The organism is Nonomuraea sp. KM88 (genome assembly GCF_052245635.1).
Lineage (GTDB): Bacteria > Actinomycetota > Actinomycetes > Streptosporangiales > Streptosporangiaceae > Nonomuraea.
Genome location: NZ_JBQQCC010000004.1, coordinates 581,110 through 598,175 on the forward strand (window position 1 = coordinate 581,110; position 17,066 = coordinate 598,175).

The following is a 17,066-nucleotide window of genomic DNA, read 5'->3' on the forward strand; positions in this document are numbered from 1 at the left end:
CGGGATCGCGTCGGACCAGGGTTTGATCTTCGTGGCGTGGGTGTCGGACCTGGGTTTGTCAGACCGTCAGCCCGGCGCCCGCTTTGAGGAGTTCTGTCGTTGCGGCGGGTCAGGGCCCGCCCAAGATCGTGTGCGCGGCGGCCGTCAGGCGAGTGCCTGCTTGAGGAAGTCCAGCTGCAGCAGCAGCAGGTTCTCCGCCACCACCTCCTGAGGCGTCATGTGCGTCACGCCGGACAGCGGGAGCACGCTGTGCCGGCGCCCTGCTGCGAGCAGCGCCGAGGACAGGCGGAGCGTGTGCGCGGCCACCACGTTGTCGTCGGCCAGGCCGTGGACCAGCAGCAGCGGGCGTTCGAGTTTGCTCGCGTCGGCGAACAACGACGACTTCTCGTACACCTCGGGCTGCTCGTCGGGGTGGCCCAGGTAGCGCTCGGTGTAGCACGTGTCGTACAGCCGCCAGTCGGTCACCGGCGCTCCGGCGACCGCCGCGTGGAACACGTCGGGACGGCGCAGCACCGCGAGCGCGGCCAGGTATCCGCCGAACGACCAGCCGCGGATGGCCACCTTCGTCAGGTCGAGGTCGTCGGGGTACTGCTCGGCCACCCCCTGCAGGGCGTCGACCTGGTCCTCCAGCGCCGGGGTCGCCAGGTCGTTGAGCACGGCCCGCTCGAAGGCCGTGCCGCGGCCGGGGGTGCCGCGCCCGTCGGCCACGACCACGGCGAAGCCCTGCTCGGCGAACCACTGGCTCTCCAGGAAGATGCTCCGCTGGTTGAGCACCCGCTGGGCGTGCGGGCCGCCGTACGGATTCATCAGGACCGGCAGCCGGCCCGAGCCCTGCTCGTGCCACGACGGCAGCACCACGGCGGTGGCCAGGTCGCGGTGGCCGGAACGGCCGAGCGAGACCCGCATGTCGAGGCCGGGGCGCTCGGCGAACGACGGGATCGGCACCGCCGTGCCGTCGCGCTTCACGACCGTGGCCGACACGCCCTCGGTGTCGAGGCTCTGCTCGGTGAGCACGCCGACCCCGCCCGACATGCGCCCAGAGAACACCCCGGAACGGGTCGAGACGGGCAGCAGCGAGTGGCCGTCCCACGTCCACAGCTGGATCTCTGTCGGGTCGCCGCTCGCGCTGAACAGCACGCTGTCGTGGTCGACGCCGAGCACGGCCCGCACCTGCAACGTCGGCGGTGTGACCGGGTGGTCGCCGACGTACAGGCGGTGGCCGCCGTCGGCGGAGGCCACCCAGACCAGCGACCCGTCGTCGAGGTGGGCGGGCACTCCCGTCACGATGTCGACCCAGGCGGGATCGGTGTCCTCGCGGACGAGCGTGGTCGCGCCGGTCGCCGGATCGACCGAGAGCAGCCGCATCGTCTTCTGGTCGCGGGTCATCGTCACGATCGACAGCGCGTGGGAGTCCCAGGACGCCGTGGTGAGGTATTCCTCGCTGTACGGCACCGCGACCCGCGACCCGTCGAGCCCCAGCACGAACAGCTCGGTGACCGCGTTGGGCGTGCCGGCCGCCGGATAGCGCTGGACCGTGGCAGGACGGTCGGGGTTGGCCGGGTCGGCGATGTGCCAGACGTTGACCGGAGCCTCGTCGGCCCGCTCGACCAGCAGCGCGTCACTCGACGGCGCCCACCAGTAGCCGCGCATGCGGTCCATCTCCTCCGCGGCGATGAACTCGGCCAGCCCGTACGTCACCGTCTGCGACTCCGGCGTGGCCAGCGCGCGGTCGGCGCCGGAGAGCACGTCCTGGACGCGCAGGGCGCCGCCGGTGACGTAGGCGACGTGCCGCCCGTCGGGGGAGAGCCGGGGGTCGATGACCGCGCCAGGCGTGTCGAGCCGGTACGCCTGTCCGCCGGCCAGGTCGGCCACGTACAGGCCGCCGGACAGGGCGAAGCATGCCCTGGTCACCGTGGCGTCGGTGGCGTAGGCGACGACGCCGCCCGCGGACTCCCTGCTGCGCTCGCGCCTGGCCCGCTCTTCCTGCGGCAGGTCCTCCTCGTCGGCGTCGAGCGCGCGCGGGTCGACGACCAGGCGCTCGACGTGCGTCTCGGTGTCGAGCTCCCACAGGCAGGTCACCGGGTCGTCGCCCGACTTCGACCGCAGGAAGACCACCCGGCCGCCGTCAGGGGAGATCGTAAAACCCCTGGGCACTCCGAGGGTGAACCGGCGGGTCCTGGCCGACAGTCGCGGGAAGCTCTCACTCATGGGGCCAATCCTGCCAGGAACGCACCATTGTTACGCTCGGGGCTATGACTGATCGACGGCTCCTGCTCGTGCACGCCCATCCGGACGACGAGTCGATCGGCACCGGGGCGACCATGGCGCGATACGTCGCCGAGGGCGCCCACGTCACGCTGGTGACCTGCACGCTCGGCGAGGAAGGGGAGATCATCCCCGCCGACCTCGCTCACCTGGCCGCCGACAGGGATGACGCGCTGGGGCCGTACCGGATCGGCGAGCTCGCCGCCGCCTGTAAGGCGCTGGGCGTCGAGGATCACCGTTTTCTCGGCGGACCCGGGCGCTGGCGCGACTCGGGGATGATGGGCGTGGCCTCCAACGACCACCCGAAGGCGTTCTGGCAGGCGGACCTCGACGAGGCGGCGGGCGAGCTGGTCAAGGTCATCCGCGAGGTGCGTCCCCAGGTGCTCGTCACGTACGACGAGAACGGCTTCTACGGCCATCCCGACCACATCCAGGCGCACCGTGTCTCGCGCAGGGCGTTCGAGCTGGCCGCGGATCCCGGCTTCGGCTCGGGCGAGCCGTGGTGGATCGCGAAGCTCTACCACACCGCCGTCGCCAGGTCCGCGCTGCGCCGAACCTCGGAGGCGCTGCGGGAGGCCGCGGTCGGGTTCCTCGTCGAGGACGTCGAGGACATGGCCTACGGCTGCGCGGACCAGGACATCACCACCGAGATCGACGCGCGCCCCTGGATCGGCAACAAGATCGAGGCCATGCGGGCTCACGGCACGCAGATCACCGTGGCGCAGCCGTGGTTCGCGTTGTCCAACAACATCGGCCAGGAGATCGCGGGGGTCGAGCACTACACGTTGGCGATCGGGTCGCCGGGCCTGCCGGTGCCGGGGCCGCCCGTGGAGGCCGGAGGGCTCGGCGAGCCGTACAACCGCGAGAACGATCTGTTCGCCGGTATCCACTAATCTCGATCGCTATGGAACATGACAGCCAGGTCGAGTCGGCGCTGGGCGGGGCGGCGTACGGCATGCTGTTCGTGCTCGGGATCGTGATGGCGGTCGTCGGCGGCTTCACCCACCCGGTGTGGCAGATGGACGGGGTCCCGGTGGCCGCGGTGGTCTGGGTGCTGGCGTTGTTCGGGGTGGGCCTGGGGGCGGGCCGGCTGATGCGCGCCCGGCTGGGCGCGGTCGCGACGGCGATCGGGTGGCTGCTGGTGACGATGCCGTTCACGCTGGAGCTGGGGGCGGGTGACCTGGTGATCGCGCAGGGGGCTCCCGGCTACATCTACCTCTACGGAGGTTTGCTGGCCCTTGTCGGGGCCTATCTGCTTTCGCCCTCGTCAAGTCGGGGTTCGTGGCTGTTGAGAGGGTATTCTCCGACTAATCCGATGTAGGGGCATAAAGTAATCTTTGTGCATTTCACTGAGCGGCACGTGGACCCCGCAACGCATCGCAAGGTCGTCGGCCGCTTCGCCACCGGAGTCGCGATCGTCACGACGTGGCGCGACGGCGTCGATCTGGCGATGACGATCAACTCCTTCACCTCCGTCTCCCTCGAACCCCTGCTCGTGCTCTTCTGCGCCGAGAAGGTGGCCAGGTTCCATGACGCGGTGCTGGAGACCGGGACGTGGGGGGTGTCGGTGTTGCCGGCCTCGATGGAGGACGTCTCACGCTTCTTCGCCCATCGCGGGCGGCCGCTGAACGGGCAACTCGCGCGGTGGGCGCATCACCGGGGTGAGACGGGGGCGGCGCTGTTCGACGGGGCGATCGCCACCGTGGAGTGCGTCACCATGGCGGTGCACGACGCCGGCGACCACTCGATCGTGGTGGGTGAGGTGCGGGCGCTCAGCACGCCCTCGGAGGAGGCGCCGCTGCTCTACCACGAGGGCCGCTACAGGAAGCTTTGACCTGCCGTATGCGCGCGGGCGCCCGCACGTCATGGAGCAGGGTCGCATGAGTCGGGCCAGGCACGAGGCCTGGCCCGATCACGGGTCGCGTTCCCGCGTTACTGGGCGGGGACGCTTTCCGACGGCGACGGAGCGCCCGTGTCCGTGGGGACGCCGGTGTCCGTCGGTGTCACGGTCTGCGTCGGAGGCGCCTCAGTGGGCGGCGCAGTGGGCTGCGCAGTGGGCGGCGCGTCCGACGGGGCCTCGGTGGGAGGCCCTGTGGGAGGCCCTGTGGGAGGTACGTCGGTCGGCGGCAGCGAGGCGGGCGGGCAGGTGGGGATCTCCTCCGTGGGGCTCGCCGAAGGCGACACGCCGTCCGTCGGCGGCGCGGTGTCGGCCGGCGGCTCGGTGCTCGGAGGCGGCGCGGTGTCCGCCGGCGGCTCGGTGCTCGGAGGGGTGTCGGTGGCGGTTTCCGTGGGCGTCGGGGGCGGCGGGGTCTCGGTCGGCGCCTCAGTGGGCGGCGGCGTGTCCGTGGGGGCGTCGGTCGGTGGCGGTGTGTCGGTCGGCGTGTCGGTCGGTGGGGGCGTCTCCGTCGGGGGGTCGCCGGGCCGGCACGTGAACGTGACCGTCGGGCCGGGCTCGGTGATGGTCACCGTGACCCTCTCCGTCACGGTCGGCAGGGGGATGGGCGTCACTTCGACGCGCGCCTTGCCACGCTTCTTGTACGTGCCCCGGCCCAGCCTCTTCGTGGACTCGGCCGCCCCGTCGATGACGGGGATGTCGGCGGTCGCGGTCTTGCACGACCTCCTCTTGCACACCCTCTGCTTGACGGTGAGGAGCGCGGGCCCTTCGTGGGTGAGGGAGACGTCCAGATAGGAGACGCCTCTCTTCTTGACCACCTTGGTCTTGGCGGTGTACTCCCCGGTCGTGGGACTTTCCGATGGAGCTGGAGTCTCGGTCGGGCCGTCGGTTAACGCGACCCTCGCGGCTAGTGGGCTGCCAGAGGATAGGGGTTCGGTCGCTGACGTCTGGGAAATCGCGGCTCCGCCGGCTCCTGCCAGTGCGACGGTGCCGAGCAGCGCGCCCAGGATGGAGAGTTTCATAATCCTGCTCTTGTGGGAGATTTCAGGACCCTGGCCATTATTCCGAGTTGTCAAGATCGGTCAAGACTGAGACGCATGGACAAGCGCTTCCGGTTCCGGCGTGTGGCGAACTCTTTGAACCTCGCCACCCCGCTCGGCCTGCTCATCGCCCGCATCGGCGGCGCCACCCGGCAACCCGGCCCCAACGGGCTGATCCTGGCCTTCGGCTACCGCTACCGTTTCCCTGCCGCGAGCGCGTTCACCATCGGAAACGTGGTCCTGACCAGGAGCAACTCGCTGAACCACCGGCTCGTCCTGCACGAGGACCGGCACGCCACCCAGTGGGCGTGGTGCGCGGGGCTGCCCATGCTGCCGCTCTATCTGGTCGCCATGCTCGTCTCGGCGATCGTCTGCGGGGACCGCGCGTCCTACAACGTCTTCGAGCGCCTCGCCGATCTGGAGGACGGCGGCTACCCGCGCGCTCCCCTCCGGTGGCGAACGCGCAGGAGCGGCGATTGACAGCCGCTGTAAAACAGCGCCCTCAGGGGTTGAGCCTGAGCGTGTGCACGGCCGCCTTCCTGACCGACTCCGGCGTGGACAACATCGGCAGCAGCTCTCCTCGCGCCCAGACCTCCGCCTGGTCCCCGTAGTTGTCGTGGAAGGCGTGCCCGGAGGCGCCCGTCAGGTTGATCCACCGGGATCTGTCCAGGTCGGACAGATCGACGATCATGCGCATCGAGGGGACGGCGGTGATCTCGTACCCTCTCTGCACGTTCCACCCCGTGGCGTTGACCGCGTCCTTGCCGCCGGCCACGGACAGCGGGCCGCGGTTGAACAGCGCCTCGACCGGCGCGATGCCCGAGGTCCCCAGCGAGCCGTTGACCAGCTCCAGCCGGTGCAGGTCGCCCCAGCGCCACGACGTGACGTCGTCGCCGAGCCGGTTGGCCAGCTCCTGGTGAGCCGAGGCCATCGCCTGGCGCAGGATGTCGTCGCGGGTCTCCTTGCGGTTCTTCGTGGTGACGTCGTCCCAGAAGGGGTCGCCGGGGGCGGCGAGCAGCAGCCTGACGACCTCGTACCATCGGTCGCCGCCGGCCGGCCTGGCCTGCTCGGGCAGGTCGTCGTTGAAGGTCAGCACGAGCACCTGGCGCCACACGGCGTTGAAGTACGCGGCCGCCGCGGAGTCGAGGTCCTCCCGCCTGTCCCACGTCTTCAGCAACTGCCTGGCCTGGCCGCTGGGCCCTGCCAGGTCGACCCGCATCAGCGCCGGGATCAGCGTCTCCGCGAAGCCGTTGTAGGTGTCCTGCTGGATGCGCGCCATGGCCGCCGCGTCGATCGGGCCCTTCTCGAGCGCCTCCTCGATGAGGTCGCGAATGCGTTCGGAGCGGTAGCCGTACGACCAGTCCTTGGTCAGCAGGGGGCGGTAGCGCGCGGGGTCGATGACGGCGTTGTTCGCCGTGACGATGAACCCGTCGGCCGGGTCCTCCACGGACGGCAGCCGGTCGAACGGGATCGGCTCCGGCTTCCAGTCGTACTCGCCCGTCCATCCGGGGACCGGCCAGGTGCCGTCGCCGTTCTCGCGTACGGGGATGCGTCCGGGGGCCTGGTAGCCGATCTTGCCTGATGTGTCGGCATAAATCAGGTTCTGGGCGGGCACGTCGAACAGCGCTGCCGCCGCCTTGAACTGCTCCCAGTCGCTCGCCCTGTTGAGCTCGAAAATGGCGTCGGCCGTCCGCCCCGGCGTCAGCGCCGTCCACTGCAGGGCCACCGCGTTGGCCTCGCCGCTGGGCCGGGCGGTGTCGATCACCTCGTTGATCAGCGGCCCGTGCCGGGTGCTTCTCACCGTGATCGTGACCGGGTCGCCGCCGGCCACCTTGATCTGCTCCTTCCTGGTCGCCAGCTTCAGCCGCTCGCCCTGGTAGAGGTACGTGTCGCCCTCCACCTGCTCGAGGAAGAGGTCGGCCACGTCGGGTCCGAGGTTGGTGAAGCCCCACGAGATCTTGTCGGTGTGCCCGATGATCACTCCGGGCACGCCGGAGAAGGTGAACCCGGTCACGTCGTACGGGCACTCCTCCGTGAGCTTCCTGCAGTGCAGCCCCGCCTGGTACCAGACGGAGGGCATCTGCGGGGCCAGGTGCGGGTCGTTGGCCAGCAGCGGCTTGCCGGTGGCCGTGTTCGCGCCGGAGACCACCCACGAGTTCGACCCGATGCCCTCGCGGTCCTCGGTGCTCATGGTGTCCGGCACGGCGTCAAGGGCCGCGGCCGCCTGGGTGAGCAGCCGGCCGGCCCGCCGCCGTGGCTCCGCCTCCTGGTCGAAGTGGCCCCGGGCGAGCGTGCCCTGGGTGACGATCGGGGAGTGGCGGTCGTACGGATAGCCGGGGTAGAGCTGGTCGACCCGCTCCTTGGGCAGCTTGGTGAGCGCGAGCGCGCGGTCGATCTCGCTCTCCACGTTGGAGCGCAGGTCCCACGCCATGGCCTTGAGCCAGGCCACGGAGTCGGCCGCGGTCCACTTCTCCGGCTGGTAGGCGCCGTTCTGAAGCTTCAGCACGGAGTATTCGAGGCTGCGGTCGGAGGCGTTGGGGTTGGCGGCGAGCCAGGTGTTGACGCCCTTGGCGTACGCGTTGAGGTTGTCGCGCGTCTCCGGGGCCAGCCCGCCGAGTTCCTGTTCGGCGACCCAGCGCCAGCCCATGGTCCTGAGCGCCTTGTCGGTCTTGAGCGTTGAGGCTCCGAAGAGCTCCGAGAGGCGGCCGGCGGTCATGTGGCGCCGGAAGTCCATCTCGAAGAAGCGGTCCTGGGCGTGGACGAACCCCTGGGCCATGAACAGGTCCGCGGCAGTGCCAGCGTAGATGTGCGGAATCCCTGATTTATCGCGATAAATCTCCACTTTTCCGGATAAACCCGGCAACCGTAGCGATCCATCCGCCTGAGGGAACGACGTCCGCACCGTGACGACAAGCACTCCCGCAAGCACCAGCGCCAGCGCGAGCAGAACGGTCAACACCCGAGCGAACCACCGCAACGGCCACGGCATCCACGCATAGGGCCTCACCGACTACCTCCATCATGCCGAAACTGGCATCAAGTCTGACAGCCGAAGATCACTCCTTGGAACGTCGCAACGGGCGCGCGGAGCGCCGGCCACAGGATCAGGACCCGAAGATCAGGCCCAGGTCTGCCCCTCCGGGGTGTCGGCCACGCGGACCCCCATCTCGGCGAGTTCGTCCCTGAGCCGGTCGGACGCCCCCCAGTCTCTCGCCTCGCGGGCCCGGGCGCGGGCCTCCAGCAACTCCCCGGCCCCTGGCGGCAGCACCCGCGTCTTGCCGATCTCGCTCGGCAGGTCCAGCGCCAGCACCTGGTCCAGGTGCAGGAACGCCTCGAGCTTCGCCCCAGGCGCCACCGACTCGTCCCGCTCCAGCTCCCGCAGGGCGCGCAGCGCCGACGGCGTGTCGAGGTCGTCCTCGATGGCCGCCTCCACCCGCGCCACGTGGTCGCGGGGCATGGGCGCGCTGACCGACTCCGACCACTCGGCCACCCGCGAGCGCCACCTGCGCAGCGTGCGGTCGGCGGCCCGCAACGTCTCCCAGGTCAGGTTGAGCTGCTGGCGGTAGCGGTGCTCCATGAAGGCCAGGCGCAGCGCCAGCGGGTCGAGGCCGGCGTCGGCCACGTCGGAGAGCAGCACCACGTTGCCGGTGGACTTGGCCATCTTGCGCCCGTCGAACAGCAGGTGCTCACCGTGCACCCAGTGGCGCACGACCTCGTGCCCGGCGGCCGCGTCGGACTGTGCCCGCTCGTCCTCGTGGTGCGGGAACCTCAGGTCGATGCCGCCGGTGTGGATCTCGAAGCGCGACCCGAGATAGCGCAGCGACATGGCCGAGCACTCCACGTGCCAGCCGGGGAAACCGCGCCCCCACGGCGCGTCCCAGCTCAGCTCGCCTGTGGCGGGTTTCCACAGGGCCCAGTCGGCGTGGAAACGTTTGCGGGGGTCGACGGCGTCGATGCGGTGGGCGGGCTTGAGCGCGTCCAGCCGGTTACCGGAAATTTCGCCGTACGAGGGAAAGGTTTGTACGTCGAAGAAGACCGACCCGTCCGGCACCGCGTACGCGTGCCCCTTCTCGATCAGCTTGGCGATCAGCTCGATCATCAGGTCGATGTGCTCGCTCGCGCGCGGCATGTGCTCGGGAGGCCGCAGGCCGAGCGCGCTGGTGTCACGCCTGAAGGCGTCCTCGTAGAAGCGGGCGAGCTCGCTCACCGGGCGGCCCTCGGCCCGCGCCTGCGCGAGGACCTTGTCCTCGCCCTCGTCGGCGTCGTCGGCGAGGTGGCCGACGTCGGTGATGTTCTGGCAGGCCAGCACGCGCACCCGCCGCAGCTCCAGAACCCGTCTGAGCAGGTCGGACAGCAGGTAGGTGCGCAGGTTGCCCACATGCGCGTGGCGGTAGACCGTCGGCCCGCACGTGTACATCCGCACCGCCCGCCCGGCGGCGATCTCCTCGACCTGCCGGGTGCGCGTGTCGTAGATCCGCACCATCTGCCGAGCTTAGCCCGAGGTCATCCGCCCAGGAAACCGAGGATGTCCCTGTCGCCGCGCTCGCGCAGCCTGTCCAGGATCTCGTCGCGCGTGGCGAGGTCGGACGCCCCGATCCTGGCCCCGATCAGCCGCAGCCCCTCGATCTCCGAGTTGACCGGTGCGGTGATCCCGATGAGGTAGAGGGCCCGGTTGAGCGGCGGCATGCCGGGCGGCGCGGCGGGCATGTGGCGCGTCAGCAACTCGCCGCCGTCCGACACGGTCAGGAACACGTGGTCGCCGTCGCTCGCCTTGAAGTCGGCCAGCACGTTGCGGATCGACCCCATGGTGGGCTGGTTGTGCCAGCTGATCACCACGTCACCTGACGGCGTGGAGGCGGTCAGCGACCCGCCTGGCGCCATCCCCAGGTACGCCGCGAACCCGGTCGGCAGCGGCGAGCCGGAGCCACGTAGGTGCTCGGCGTTGATGTCCACCCGGTGCCACCAGCGCCCGTCGCGGGAGCGGAAGCTGCGCCGCGTCTCCGCCACGCCCTTGCGCGGATGGTACGGCTCCGCCTCCCCGCTCGGCGAGGTGCCCGCCACCCGGATCCAGCCCCGCTGCGTCCGCTCGAACCCGGGGCCGCCGGAGTAGGCCCGCACCGAGCTCTCGCTCACGTCGTAGCGGGAGGTCAGGTTGGTCACGATCGTGCTCACCGACGCCTCGCCGCCGGCCCGCTCGATCTCCCGGGCGATCATCTCCCTGATCCCCAGGTATTCGTCGCCGCCCCAGCGGGTCAGGCCGTACTTGTTGCGGTCGATCCGGCGGAAGCGGTCGTCGGCGGTGAGCTGGTTGCGGATTCCGACCAGGCTGTAGTCCTCGCCGATGCGCTCCTGGATCTCCTCGGGCGACAGCGGCGTGCCGGCCACCGCCAGCACCGCCTCCGCTTTCTCGTTGACGCTGCGCGGCCACGGCACCACGTGCGTGCCCAGCACGCGCAGGTGCGGCACGCTCAGGATCCACCGCTCCGCGACGTCCTCCCGCACGCCGAGCTGGGCGACCATGGTCACGGCCTCGGCGAGGGGGTGGGGCCCGTCGGCGAACAGCTGGCGGGTCTTCTCCCTCAGGTCGTCCGCCCCGCCCGCCACGAGCCAGCCGTCGGACTGCTCGTAGCCGGTCAGCAGCGTGCGTACGAACCGCCACGCCGGGATGCCCAGGCTGCGCAGCTCGGCGGCGTGCCACGGGACCGCGGCCTGCAGGTCGTCGGCGGGCACGGCCGAGCCCAGCCGGCCGCGCAGCCACGACACGTGCGCGGCCACCGCGGCGGCCTCCGGCTTGGCCAGCCAGGCCTCCACGTGCTCGCGCAGGTCGCGCTCGATCTGCCTGATCCGCTCGCGCGTCACCGAGAACCGCTGCGCCAGCTCGTCGAGCGTGGCCCGCTGCGTCGCGTACAGCCGGTCGCGGGCGATGGCCCGCTGCCGGTCGTCCAGCGCTCCGAACAGGTCGTCGATCAGCTCGGGCAGCGGTTTGTCCGCCCTGGACGGCGCGGGCACGGCCTCGGGGAGGGGTTCGAGCAGCCGCTCGAACACGCCGGTGAACAGTTTCTGCACCACGTCCTTGCCCAGCGTCTCCGGCGTCCGCTCGGCCTCGGCGGGGTCGGAGAAGCGCAGCAGCGGCAGGATGTCGCCGAGCATCAGATGACCCCAGCAGGCCATGGCCAGGCCGGCCAGGTGGCCCGCCACGGTCTGCGTGCCGGCGATGGCGCAGGCACGGTCGAGAGGAATCGCCTGCCACCAGGCCTCGGGCAGCTGCGGCTCCTCCACGATCGGCGCAATCTGACCAGGGGAGGTCCAGCGCAGTGGTGGCGCGAGGTCGCTCAGGCTGAGGTTCATTGAGGTCCAACCGGCAATGGGACGTTATATCCGCAGTTCAGACTATGTGATCAGAGGGACAAAAAGGGGCTCCCTCGTCCGGAATGGGAGATATAGAGCATCGAGCGGGCACGGGTGCAGGCGACGAACAGTATGCTCCGTTCGCGCTGCAACGCACGAGCCCTGGAGTGCGGATCCTCCGGCGGTTCCTCCGGCGGCGGCTCGGGCACCACGCCCTCCGCCACTCCGACCAGCGCCACCCGCTCGAACTCGAGCCCCTTCAGGTGAGGGAAGGCCCACGCGCGCACGTCCAGGCCCGACAGCGCCCGCCGTGCGGCACGCACATGCCGGACGTCACGGGCGCCGACCGCGATCTCCTCGGCGGGCACGCCGTCCGCCAGCCACGACTCGACCACGGTCCGCAGCCCCTCCAGCTCCTCCTCCTGGGTGGCGTACGCCCTGACCACCGGCCGGGCGCCGTCGCGAGCCGAGCGCAGGCCGTACATGTCGGTGGCGCCCTTGACCAGGCCGGGCGCGAGGCCGCCGCCGCGCAGCCTGACCACGAACGACAGCAGCTCCTGCGGCAGGCGGTAGGAGAGCTTGAGCGTGTGCTGGACGGCGGGGATGCCGACCGCGCCCAGCGCCACCCGCGCGTCGGTGACCCGCTGGTGCGGATCGCCGACCACGAACAGGTCGTCGCGCGCGTGCGGCGCCGCCGCCCGCAGCAGCCGCCACTGGGCCGGGCTGACGTCCTGCGCCTCGTCCACCACGATGTGACGGTACGGCTTGTGCCCCGGATCGACGTCGTCGAGCAGGTCGCCCGTCGCGCGCGACAGCAGCCTGAGCGCCTCGTCGGTCAGCTCGGCCAGCGAGCGCGCCCCCTGCCCGACCAGCGCCGGTCGCCGGCCCTCCGCGTCGGTCACGATCCGCATGGCCAGGCGATCGGCGTTGTCCACCTCGACCCGCTTACGCACCACCTCATCATCGATCAGAAGGTCGAGTTTCGCAGACAGTTCTTCGGCAAGCCCTTGGGAAAACGTCACGAGCAACACCGGTCCCGCGCCGTGCGCGGCCAGATGAGCGGCCCTGTGCAGGGCGACGACGGTCTTGCCCGTGCCCGCTCCGCCCACCACCAGCACCGGGTGCTCGTAGCGCGCGGCCCTGGCCAGCCGGTGCTGCGGCGGATGCAGGAACGTGCACCAGTCAGGCGCGCGCAACACCCGGTCGAGCTCCACCTTGCCGGCCACGAACACCGCCCGGTCCGGGCTGCGCAGCAGCGCCGCGTACAGATCGTCGGGGTCGACCGGCCCCGGCTCCTCGGACGAGGCACGCCAGGCGTCCAGCTCCCGCCACGCCTGCGCCAGCGTGCCGCCACGGGCGAGCACCGCGAGCGGGGCGTGCTGGGTGGGCGGCAGCAGGGGTTCCAGCGCCGCCACGTCGGCCTCGGTCGTGACCAGCCTGAACAGCGGCAGCGCGTGAAAGTCCAGGCCGAGCGCGAGCAGATCGCCGTCGCAGATCGGGGCGAACAGCCCAGGCTTGCGCACCGACCTGCGTAACGCGGGCTCCACCCGTTCGAGCGCCTCGGCGTCCCACTCCTCGATCACGCCGAGCACCGGGTTGACGCCGAACCTGTGACGCTGCGCGTACGACCAGGCCTCCGGGTCGGGCAGCACCGTACGCAGCCAGAACACGTCCCGCTGCCGCACCACCACCCCGCGATGCCCCTCGGCCAGGCGCAGCGTCGCGACCCTCGCGTCCCTGGCGCCCCGCACCCGCTGCGGATGCGGGGCACCGGCCACGTTCAGCAGGAACCGGCGCAGCGCGACCACGGCATCCCTGCGCACCGGCGGCGCCAGTGCGCTGAGCTCCCTGGGAAACCCAGGGCCGATCGCGAGCCGCGGCACCGGCTCAGTCCAGGAGAGCGAGCAGGTCGCGGTCCCCGCGCTCGCGGAGCCTGGTGAGCAGGTCGGGCAGGCTGACCGGGCCCGTCATCCCGATCCTGGTGGCGATGACCCGGGCCGCCTGGTCCCTGGTGCCTCCCGGGGCGGTGTACCCGACCAGGCGCAGCGCCTTGGTGATCTTCTCCGCGCCCTGGGCGGCGACCGGCAGGTGCCTGGCCCTGAGCACGCCCTCGTCCGACAAGGTCAGGAACAGGTGCCCGCCCTCGCGCGCGCCCACGTCGACCAGGAGGCGCTCGATCGACTCGAGCACCGGCTTGCCGTGCCACGTCATCGTCAGCTCGCCCGCGGCGCTCCTTACCGTCCTGCTCTCGCCCGGCGACAGGCCCAGGTACGACGCGAACCCCGTCGGCAGCGCGCACTCGCCGCCCGCGAGCTGCTCGGCGGTCACGTCGATGCGCAACCACCAGCGCCCGTCAGGCTGCCGGAAACAGCGCCGGGTCTGGGAGACGTCCTTCAACGGCTGGTACGGCTGGCCGCCCTCGTCGGCGGAGCCGCCGTTCGACTCGCCCGCAGGCGCGACCGGCGCGAACGCCTGGAACTGCGGCGGGCCGGCCGGCGGGGGAGCCGCCTGAACCGGGCCGAACGCCGACTGCGCCTGCGGTGCCTGGGCGGCCTGGGGCTGGGGGTGGGGCTGGGGTGCGAGGGTCGCCAGGACGAACTGCCAGGCGGGCACCTCCAGCGCGCGGATCTCCACCTGGTGCCAGTCGGCCACGCCGATGAGCTGCTCCTTGGGGGCGGCCGGGCCCAGCGTCCGCACCAGGTCGTCCAGGTGGGCGCGGTACGGCGCCGCCTCCTCGCTGGCCAGCCACTGGTCGAGGCGGGCGCGCAGCTCGTCCTCGGTGGCGGCGATCTCCGCCGGCGGGACGGCGAAGAGTTTGGCCAGCTGGTCCACCGCCGAGGGCTCGTCGGTGAAGATCCGGTTCTGCGCCACCGCCCAGCTCTTGTCGTCCAGCCCGGCGAACGCGGCCTCGATGAGCGCCGGCAACGGCTGCTCGCGCCCGGCCGCCTCCGCCACCGGTTCGGGCTCCACGGTGCCCGGTCCGGACACCGCCCCATCGCCCTGGGACTCATGCGCCGGCGCCGCATCGGCCCGAGGCCCGGGCTCCGGCGCCGCGTCGGACTGGGGTCCGGACTCCATCGCCACGGCCTGAGGTTCGGATTCCGGCGCTGCCACGACCTGGGGCTCGGATTCCGGCGCGGCGTTGCGCTGGTGCGCGGGCTCCTGCCCGGCCGCGCTCACCGGCTCCGCAGCCACGGGGGAGGACTCCAGCACGTCCTGACCGGGCGCGAGGGCGTCGCCCGCGCTTTCCGCCCGCCCGCCGAACGGCTGCCACGACTGCCCCGCCTCCGCGGCGGGCGCACCCTCTACGGAGGGGTACCCCTCCGACGGCTGCGCGTCGAGTTGCGCCTGCTCGGCCTCCGCCTGCTCGGCTGGTGCCTGCGGGAAGTCGGCCGGGCGAGCCTGCTCACTCTGGAACTGTTCTGGCTGCTCGAACGGAGGGTTCTCGGACCGGAGCTCGGCCGGCTGGTCAGCGCCCTTCTCCTGGCCCTTCTCAGCACCCTTCTCCGGGCTCTCCGCACCGTGCGCGGGGCCGCCCGCCTCGGCCTCGGCCTCCACGACCGGCCCCGGGCTCACGGCCTCAGCCGCGGATTCCGCAGCCTCAGGCTCCGCTACCCGTTCCGGGCTCACGGCCTCAGCCGCGGACTCCACCACCTGCGCAACACTCGCGGCATTGGCGCCGGCTTCCGCGACCTGCTCGGCACTCGCGGCCTCAGCGTCGCGGTCGGCCTCAGCGTCGCGGTCGGTCACTGGCGCGGCTTCGCCCGGTTCGGCGGCGAACCGTGCCGGCGCCTCGGCGGCACGCTCACCGGCCGCCTGAGGCGTCTCGTGCTCGGCGGCCCGCCCGCGGAGCTGACCCGCCTCGACGGCATCCTGACCCTCGCCCCGCTGGTCGGCCGCGGCGGAGTGCTCAGCGCCCGGCCGGACGGCGGCGACGGAGTGCTCGGCGCCCTCCGCCGGGTGCTCGGCTGCACGCGCCTGAGAGGCGCGCCCTCTCCGCGAGGTCTCGCGGGGCGGCTCCCCGGCCGTCCGCGCGGGCTCCGGGCCGGCGGCGACGGGCTCGGAGCCGTGCGCCGTTGCGGCCGGTGCGGGGGCCACGATCGGGCCGACCGAGGCCGCGGCCTCGGCCGCCGGCACCGGGTGCTCAGGACGCGGGCGCGCGAGGCGTACCAGGACCGCGGAGAACAGCGTGTTCAGCACCGGCCGCGCCTGGATGAAAGGCTGGTCGACCAGCTCCCGGCTGGTCAGCGCCAGCAGTCCCGCCCACGAGCCGGCCCGGTCGAGCGCGATGGCGACGGCGGGCTCGTCGGCCTCGTCGGGGTCCAGGACGTGCAGTGCTGGCAGGACGTCGCCCACCGTCGCCGCGGGCCAGTGCTCCAGGGCGATCTCCGTGAGCAGCTCGCCCAGCGACTCCGGGCCGATGGCCGCGAGCACGTGTGGCATGGGCAGGGTGCGCCACCACGCGTCCGGCAGGTCCGGTTGCCCGGTGAGTAGCGTGATCGTCGACGCGTCGCTCCACCTCAACGGTGGTACGAGGTCGCTCAGGCAGAAATTCATCCCGTTCCGTTCACCAGCCCCTCACGCCGCCGCAGCGGTGCAGCCATAGTCTCGCCGCCCACGGAACAGACCATAGTCCGGCAAAACAGCCCTACGCATCATGCACTACGCATCAGCGCCGAACAGCGGCAAAGCGTAGGCGCACGTAGTCGGCCATCCAGCCGCTCTCCCTGCGCAGCGCAGGGGCGGCCAGTTCGTTGACGCGCCGCAGCAGGGGCCCCACGATGTTCGGCGGGAGCCCCTCGAGCACCGAGGCGGCGAACGTGTTCACCCAGTCGGCGGCTCCGCCCGGGCACTCGTCGAGGGGCGTCGGCCGGTCGAAGTATTCGAGCAACCTGACGACGAAACCCTCCTGTTCGAGACGCCGGGCGTACTCGGCAGGCGTGGGAAAATACCACGGCAGGTCCGGTTCGCGCAGGCCGTATTCCCGCCAGGCGGTGAGCATGGCCGCGGTCAGCTCGGCGCAGTTGCCCGCTCCGCCCATCTCGGCGACGAAACGTCCGCCAGGCGTGAGCGCCTCGCGGACGTTCGCGATCACGGTGCCGGGGTCGCGGCTCATCCAGTGCAGCGCCGCGTTGGAGAAGACCGCGTCGTACGGTTCGACGACGGTGAAGTCGTGCCCGTCACCGACGATGAAGTTGATGCCCGGATACTGGGCCAGCGCCTTCTCGATCATCTTGGCTGAGCCGTCGATGCCGAGCACGTCGGCGCCTCTGAAGGCGATCTGGGCGGTGAGCACTCCGGTGCCGCACCCGAGGTCGAGCACGCGCTCTCCGGGTCGCGGGTCGAGCAGGTCGACCAGTGGCGCGCCCTGGGTCGAGACGTAGCCGAAGCTGCTGTCGTAGGCGCGACTGTTCCACCGCTCCAAACTCGGCGTGTCGTATCGCAAGACGATCAGCTCACATTCGATCAGACATCGGGCCCCCGTGGCCGTGCTGTCCGTTCACTTTAGAGCCTGAACG

At 71.5% G+C, this 17,066-nt stretch carries 12 protein-coding genes; 5 read left to right on the forward strand and 7 right to left on the reverse strand.

Features of this window, described 5'->3' with window-relative positions; all coding sequences use genetic code 11:
• Nucleotides 1-144: 144 nt before the first annotated feature.
• A complete protein-coding gene (locus tag ACTWPV_RS16140) occupies nucleotides 145-2,208 on the reverse strand; it encodes a prolyl oligopeptidase family serine peptidase (RefSeq protein WP_443152370.1) in 2,064 nt (687 codons plus the stop codon).
• A 44-nt stretch (nucleotides 2,209-2,252) separates the two neighbouring features.
• Here ACTWPV_RS16140 and mshB point away from each other — a divergent pair, with 44 nt between their 5' ends.
• From mshB to ACTWPV_RS16165, 5 genes are all read left to right on the forward strand, one after another.
• Entirely contained in the window at nucleotides 2,253-3,158 is a 906-nt protein-coding gene (gene mshB, locus ACTWPV_RS16145; protein WP_347646356.1) for an N-acetyl-1-D-myo-inositol-2-amino-2-deoxy-alpha-D-glucopyranoside deacetylase, read from the forward strand.
• Nucleotides 3,159-3,169: 11 nt separating this feature from the next.
• Nucleotides 3,170-3,586, forward strand: coding sequence for a DUF6113 family protein (locus ACTWPV_RS16150; protein WP_347646357.1), 417 nt, complete (start codon nucleotides 3,170-3,172; stop codon nucleotides 3,584-3,586).
• Nucleotides 3,587-3,604: 18 nt separating this feature from the next.
• Nucleotides 3,605-4,099, forward strand: coding sequence for a flavin reductase family protein (locus ACTWPV_RS16155; RefSeq protein ID WP_443152371.1), 495 nt, complete (start codon nucleotides 3,605-3,607; stop codon nucleotides 4,097-4,099).
• A gap of 270 nt (nucleotides 4,100-4,369) precedes the next feature.
• Complete coding sequence (locus ACTWPV_RS16160) at nucleotides 4,370-4,954, forward strand: hypothetical protein (protein ID WP_443152372.1); 585 nt, start codon at nucleotides 4,370-4,372, stop codon at nucleotides 4,952-4,954.
• A gap of 302 nt (nucleotides 4,955-5,256) precedes the next feature.
• Nucleotides 5,257-5,679, forward strand: a complete 423-nt coding sequence (locus ACTWPV_RS16165) for a hypothetical protein (protein ID WP_347646360.1) — start codon at nucleotides 5,257-5,259, stop codon at nucleotides 5,677-5,679.
• A 22-nt stretch (nucleotides 5,680-5,701) separates the two neighbouring features.
• Here ACTWPV_RS16165 and ACTWPV_RS16170 read toward each other — a convergent pair whose 3' ends face one another.
• From ACTWPV_RS16170 to ACTWPV_RS16195, 6 genes are all read right to left on the reverse strand, one after another.
• Nucleotides 5,702-8,188, reverse strand: a complete 2,487-nt coding sequence (locus ACTWPV_RS16170; protein ID WP_443152452.1) for a penicillin acylase family protein — start codon at nucleotides 8,186-8,188, stop codon at nucleotides 5,702-5,704.
• Nucleotides 8,189-8,317: 129 nt separating this feature from the next.
• Nucleotides 8,318-9,682 carry a cysteine--tRNA ligase gene (gene cysS / locus ACTWPV_RS16175; RefSeq protein ID WP_443152373.1) on the reverse strand — a complete coding sequence of 455 codons (1,365 nt, stop codon included), beginning with the start codon at nucleotides 9,680-9,682 and terminating at the stop codon, nucleotides 8,318-8,320.
• A 20-nt stretch (nucleotides 9,683-9,702) separates the two neighbouring features.
• Nucleotides 9,703-11,547, reverse strand: coding sequence for a sigma factor-like helix-turn-helix DNA-binding protein (locus ACTWPV_RS16180; protein WP_347646362.1), 1,845 nt, complete (start codon nucleotides 11,545-11,547; stop codon nucleotides 9,703-9,705).
• Between the two features lie 50 nt (nucleotides 11,548-11,597).
• Nucleotides 11,598-13,430 (reverse strand): UvrD-helicase domain-containing protein, encoded by a 1,833-nt coding sequence (locus tag ACTWPV_RS16185; protein ID WP_443152374.1) that lies wholly within the window; start codon nucleotides 13,428-13,430, stop codon nucleotides 11,598-11,600.
• A 4-nt stretch (nucleotides 13,431-13,434) separates the two neighbouring features.
• Nucleotides 13,435-16,104 carry a hypothetical protein gene (locus tag ACTWPV_RS16190; protein ID WP_443152375.1) on the reverse strand — a complete coding sequence of 890 codons (2,670 nt, stop codon included), beginning with the start codon at nucleotides 16,102-16,104 and terminating at the stop codon, nucleotides 13,435-13,437.
• A 112-nt stretch (nucleotides 16,105-16,216) separates the two neighbouring features.
• Nucleotides 16,217-16,993 (reverse strand): class I SAM-dependent methyltransferase, encoded by a 777-nt coding sequence (locus ACTWPV_RS16195; protein ID WP_347646365.1) that lies wholly within the window; start codon nucleotides 16,991-16,993, stop codon nucleotides 16,217-16,219.
• Between the last annotated feature and the right edge of the window lie 73 nt (nucleotides 16,994-17,066).

What these genes read in the sequence shown, in the direction of transcription:
- ACTWPV_RS16140 (WP_443152370.1), bottom strand. Translation starts at nt 2,208, where the DNA reads ATGAGTGAGAGCTTCCCGCGACTGTCGGCCAGGACCCGCCGGTTCACC.
- mshB (WP_347646356.1), top strand. Translation starts at nt 2,253, where the DNA reads ATGACTGATCGACGGCTCCTGCTCGTGCACGCCCATCCGGACGACGAG.
- ACTWPV_RS16150 (WP_347646357.1), top strand. Translation starts at nt 3,170, where the DNA reads ATGGAACATGACAGCCAGGTCGAGTCGGCGCTGGGCGGGGCGGCGTAC.
- ACTWPV_RS16165 (WP_347646360.1), top strand. Translation starts at nt 5,257, where the DNA reads ATGGACAAGCGCTTCCGGTTCCGGCGTGTGGCGAACTCTTTGAACCTC.
- ACTWPV_RS16170 (WP_443152452.1), bottom strand. Translation starts at nt 8,188, where the DNA reads ATGCCGTGGCCGTTGCGGTGGTTCGCTCGGGTGTTGACCGTTCTGCTC.
- cysS (WP_443152373.1), bottom strand. Translation starts at nt 9,682, where the DNA reads ATGGTGCGGATCTACGACACGCGCACCCGGCAGGTCGAGGAGATCGCC.
- ACTWPV_RS16180 (WP_347646362.1), bottom strand. Translation starts at nt 11,547, where the DNA reads ATGAACCTCAGCCTGAGCGACCTCGCGCCACCACTGCGCTGGACCTCC.
- ACTWPV_RS16190 (WP_443152375.1), bottom strand. Translation starts at nt 16,104, where the DNA reads ATGAATTTCTGCCTGAGCGACCTCGTACCACCGTTGAGGTGGAGCGAC.